Here is a 722-nt window from a genome sequence, read left to right as displayed (position 1 = left end):
GCGCAACTGACGCAGCTCGCCAACACCATCGCGCATCGCGTGTGCCGGCACCTGTCGCGCCGCGGCTGGCTCGAAGGCGAAGACGAATCCGTGTTCCTGTCCGACAGCGCGGGTAGCGACGACGGCATGGATGGGCTGCGGATGAGTTCGATGACCTACCGCATCGCCACCGGTCGCGACGCTGGCCGCAAGGTCGTCACGCTGCAAACATTGCCCGGTGACGCAGGCTCGCTGGAGGGCGATGCCGGCAAGGTCGGCGGCTTCTCGCTGCATGCCGGCGTGGCCGCGGAAGCACACGAGAGCCACAAGCTCGAAAAGCTGTGCCGCTACATCACGCGCCCGGCGATCAGCGAGCAGCGGCTGTCGATCTCACCGCAGGGTAGGGTGCGTTACCAGCTCAAGACGCCGTGGCGCAATGGGACCACGCATGTCGAATGGGATGCGGTGGACTTCATCGCCAAGCTGGCGGCACTGGTCCCGCCACCTCGCGCGCATCTCACCCGCTTCCACGGCGTATTCGCCCCGAATGCAAACCTGCGCGCGCAGCTGACGCCATCGGGGCGCGGCAAGCGGCCTGCGAGCGATGCAGTGCCGGTGGACGTCAGCGCCCACGACGAACCGCGCAGCCCCGAGCAGAAGCGCCGTGCGATGAGCTGGGCGCAACGGCTCAAGCGGGTCTTTTCCATCGACGTCACCACCTGCGCCCACTGCGGCGGCGCGGT

1 protein-coding gene is annotated in these 722 nt (G+C 68.0%); it reads left to right on the top strand.

All coding sequences use genetic code 11. The features are described 5' to 3' along the window. A partial coding sequence (locus JAO85_RS25555; RefSeq protein WP_202789304.1) for a transposase occupies positions 1-722 on the top strand: 722 nt, incomplete at both ends.

This window comes from Comamonas sp. NyZ500 (genome assembly GCF_016772095.1).
GTDB classification, from domain to species: domain Bacteria; phylum Pseudomonadota; class Gammaproteobacteria; order Burkholderiales; family Burkholderiaceae_C; genus Comamonas; species Comamonas thiooxydans.
Note: the sequence above shows the minus strand (reverse complement) of the source record. Positions and strands in the feature narration are given on the sequence as shown.